Origin of the sequence: Streptomyces sp. NRRL WC-3549 (assembly GCF_000721935.1) — a bacterium.
GTDB lineage: Bacteria > Actinomycetota > Actinomycetes > Streptomycetales > Streptomycetaceae > Streptomyces.
The window spans coordinates 24,685-28,676 of sequence record NZ_KL585421.1 but is presented as its reverse complement, the minus strand read 5'-3'; the positions used below and the strand labels follow the sequence as shown (position 1 = coordinate 28,676).

Annotated in this window: 3 protein-coding genes and 1 pseudogene; all 4 read left to right on the top strand. The window is 73.4% G+C overall.

Going from position 1 to position 3,992, the window contains the following annotated elements; genetic code table 11:
• Positions 1-108 precede the first annotated feature (108 nt).
• Positions 109-406 (top strand): annotated as a pseudogene (locus IH13_RS45825) (SDR family NAD(P)-dependent oxidoreductase); the annotation flags it as partial.
• Between the two features lie 68 nt (positions 407-474).
• Positions 475-945 (top strand): SDR family oxidoreductase, encoded by a 471-nt coding sequence (locus tag IH13_RS45640; RefSeq protein WP_420713394.1) that lies wholly within the window; start codon positions 475-477, stop codon positions 943-945.
• A 125-nt stretch (positions 946-1,070) separates the two neighbouring features.
• The gene (locus IH13_RS0125430; protein ID WP_031088208.1) at positions 1,071-2,609 is read left to right on the top strand and encodes an alpha/beta hydrolase; all 1,539 of its coding nucleotides are present in this window, start codon (positions 1,071-1,073) and stop codon (positions 2,607-2,609) included.
• The gene (locus tag IH13_RS0125425) at positions 2,606-3,820 is read left to right on the top strand and encodes a serine hydrolase domain-containing protein (RefSeq protein WP_031088206.1); all 1,215 of its coding nucleotides are present in this window, start codon (positions 2,606-2,608) and stop codon (positions 3,818-3,820) included. The genes IH13_RS0125430 and IH13_RS0125425 overlap by 4 nt, the downstream gene beginning before the upstream one ends.
• Positions 3,821-3,992: the final 172 nt, after the last annotated feature.

Genomic DNA, 3,992 nt, shown 5'->3' with positions numbered 1-3,992 from the left:
CGCGCACCGCTACTTCAAGCGGGCGCACGGGTCCGGCGAACTGTTCGGGTCACCCGCCCGGCACCGGGAACGGCTCGCCGCCGGCCTCGGACTGACCGCCCACTGATCATGTATCCGCAGACAGCGAAAGGGCCGCACAGCATGGAGACCGGGAACCCGTTGGACTTCACGGGGCGCGTGGCGCTCGTCACCGGCGGAACCAAGGGCATCGGCGCCGCCATCGCCGGGGCGTTTCTCGGCGCGGGCGCGGACGTGGTGGTCTGCGGGCCGCAACGCGCCTCGGTCGCTGCCTGCGGCCGGCAGCCGCGAGGCGGTGTTCGTCCCGGCCGACGTCCGCGACCCGGCGGCGGCGTCCTCGCTGGTGGACGCCGCGGTGGAACGTTTCGGGAGGCTCGACGTACTCGTCAACAACGCGGGAGGCTCGCCGGACGCCGACGCGGCGACCGTCTCGCCGCGTTTCGTGGAGAAGGTTTCGTGGAGAAGATCGTCGCGCTCAGCCTGCTCACCCCGTTCTATGTGGCGCAGGCCGCCCACCGTGTCATGCGGACCCAGGAGGGCGGCGGCTCGGTCGTCAACATCGGCAGTGTCTCGGCCCATACCCCGCAGCCGGGCACCGCCGCCTACACGGCGGCCAAGGCCGGTCTGCTGGCCCTCACCAAGGCGCTGGCCCTGGAGTGGGCGCCGACGGTCCGGGTCAACCACATCACCACGGGGCTGATCCGCACCGAGAGTGCGGCGTCGGTCTACCGCGCGGACGGCGGGGCGGCGGTGGCGGGCGTCATCCCGATGGAACGGATGGCGGTGCCCGAGGACGTGGCCCGTGCCTGCCTGTTCCTCGCGAGCGGTCTGTCCGGGTACGTCAACGGGGCGGACCTGCCGGTGCACGGCGGTGGGGAGTTCCCCGCCCGCTATCTGGCGGCGAAGGCGGCCGGCGGGCCGGGGTGAGCACGGCGGGCGCGGCGTGATGGGGGGCTGTCCCCCGGTCCCGTCCGCCGGGTGGCCCGATGTTCCCAGGTCACGTGGGCCCTTAGCGTCGGGGCACGTATCTCACACCCGATCCGAGGAGCACGATGCGCGCCATCCGTCTGGTCACCGCGGGGCTCGGCCTGACCTGTTTACTCGCCGGCGGCATGCCGGCGTCGGCCTCGTCCGCCCCGGCCCGTCACCCTCTCGTCTGGGCCGCCTGTTCAGCACAGCAGACGGAGCTACGCGCCGCGGGCGCACGCTGTACGAAAGTGACCGTGCCCCTCGACCACGCACGCCCCGGGGGCCCGACGATCGAGATCGCCGTCTCGCGGATCGCGGCGAAGGGAGCGCCCGGGAAGCGCCGGGGCATCCTGCTGTCCAATCCGGGCGGCCCCGGCGGCACCGGCCTGGCCAACACGCTCTATCTGCGGACCGCGTTGAAAGACGCTGCTGACCGTTACGACCTGATCGGCTTCGACCCGCGCTTCCTGGGCGAGTCCACGCCCGTCGCCTGTGCCCCTGCCGCTCCGGTGCCCGATCCCGGCCCCGCCACGACGCGCCGTGCGGAGTTCGACCGGTCGCTGCTCGACGCCCAGGACACCGCACGCCGCTGCCAGGAGCACGGGGACAACGCCCGGCTCCTCCCGCACGCCACGTCCCGGAACGTCGCCCGTGACATGGATGCGATCCGCGCCGCGCTGGGCGAGCGCAGACTCTCGTACTACGGCGTCTCGTACGGCGCCGATCTGGGCGCCGTCTACACCCAGATGTTCCCCGGCCGCTCCGACCGGATCGTCCTCGACTCGTCGACGGATCCCTCAGCCACCCAGTACGAGCTGTTCCAGCGGGCTGGTCTGCCGCTCGAAGAGGCCCTGGACGCCTGGGCCGGATGGGCCGCCCGGCACGACGGGACCTACCGGCTCGGCAGCACGCCCGCCCGCGTCCGCGCACAGGTCCAGGATCTGCTCGACGGGGCGGAGTCGCGGCCGGTCGTGGTCTCCGGCGTCCGCCTCACGGCACCGGTACTGCGGTTGGTGCTGAGGCAGTTCATCCAGAACGAGGAGCACGATCCGGCGCTCGCGTCCACGGTGCACGACCTGGTCGACGCCGCCGCGGGCCGGCCGGTCGAGCCAGGTCCGGAGCTCGCCTCCATGCTGGACATGCTCTCCTCCCCCGAACTCGCGGACAGCATGCTGGGCGGGGCGCTCTACATGTGCGGGGACGGCGGCTGGCCCGCCGGGGGCTGGCCGAAGGACCCGGAGACGTACTGGCGGAACATGGAGAGCAGCCGCGCGAACCAGCCGGCGTTCGGTCCGCTCGTGAACAGCATGACCGCTCCGTGCGCGTTCTGGACGAGCACCTCCCGCGAGCCCACCACGGTGATCGGCAACCGCGTGCCCGCGCTGATGCTCCAGGCCCGGCGCGACAACAACGTCCCGTACGAGGGGGCTCTGGCCCTGCACCGTCGCCTGACCGGTTCACGGCTGGTGACGGCGGACATCCGGGCGCACGGAGTGTTCGGACGGGGGCTGGACGGCATGACGCCCGTCCCCTGCGCCGACCGGGCCGTCGTCGCCTACCTCCGGGACGGCACGCTCCCCGCCGCCGACGTGACCTGCCGCCGGACCGAGGTGGTCCGGTGATCAGCCGACGTAGAAGCCTGGCGGCCGCGGCCGCGACCCTGCTCACCGGGGCGTCAGCCACCGCCGCCGCCGCGGCCCCGTCCGGAGCCGCCGGGCCGCGCGGGGACGCCGGAGCATCCGCACGCCTCCAGCGTGACGTCGACGCGATCGCGGCCACCGGCGCCACCGGTGTCCTGGCCGAGGTGCAGACCGCTGCCGGCCGGACGGCGGCCCGGGCGGGCCGTGCCGACCGGTCCGGCCCGTCGCGTCCGGTCCCCTGGGACGCGTACTACCGGATAGGCAGCGACACCAAGACCTTCACGGCCGTGCTCCTCCTCCAACTGGCCGGCGAGAGGCGGCTCGCGCTCACCGACACCGTCGAACGGTGGCTCCCCGGCGCGGTGCGGGGTGAGGGGAACGACGGCCGCAGGATCACGGTCGCCAATCTGCTGCGGCAGACCAGTGGGCTGAACGACTATCTCGCCGTCTCCCCCGACGCCGCCGACGATTTCACCCCTGCCGGGTACCTCCGCTCGCGCTTCCGGTACACAGCCCCCGAGGAGCAGCTGAAGGCCGCCCTGACCCGGCCCCCGCTCTGGCTGCCGAACGTCCGGCATCCGGAGCGGGAACAGCGCTTCGGCTACTCCAACACCAACTACGTGGTGGCCGGCATGATCGTCGAACAGGTGACGGGCCGCCCCTGGGCGCAGGAGATCCACGACCGGATCATCGGACCGCTGGGCCTGCGTCACACCCTCACACCGGGCACCTCGTCGTACGTACCGGCGCCCACCGCGTCCGCGTACACCTGGTTCCCGGGTGCCGGCCGGCCGACCGACACCACGCTGACCACCGGCGGCGGGGCGGACGGCTCGCTCATCAGCACCACTCATGACCACGGGGTCTTCCTGCGCGCGCTGATGGGCGGCCGGCTGCTGGGCCCCGCCCCGCTCGCCGCGATGAAGGAGACGGTGGCGGCCGACGACTGGCTCGCGGTCCCCGGGGTCCGCTACGGCCTGGGCATCGCCTGGCGGCCGGTGGCCGGAAGCCGCGAGGGAATCTGGTTCCACGGCGGTACCCATCTGGGGACCGTCTCCGAGAGCGGAGTGACGCCGGACGGTACGCGGGCGGCGACCAGTGCGACCTTCAGCCTGCGGATGGGCGACCCGGCGCAGGACGAACAGGACGCCGCCGGGCGACGGCTGATCGAACGGGCGCTGGCCGGCGGGTGAGCCGCGGTCTCCCGGCGGCCGGGCCCGCGGTCGCCGGGTCAGACCAGGTTGTCCTCGACCGTGAGGCCGAACGCCCCACGGCCGTACATGGCGAGGGCGCGTCCCGCCAGACGCGTTCGACGGCGATGCCGCGTCGCAGCGCGTTGCCGCCGGCGGTCTTGAAGAGCAGGTC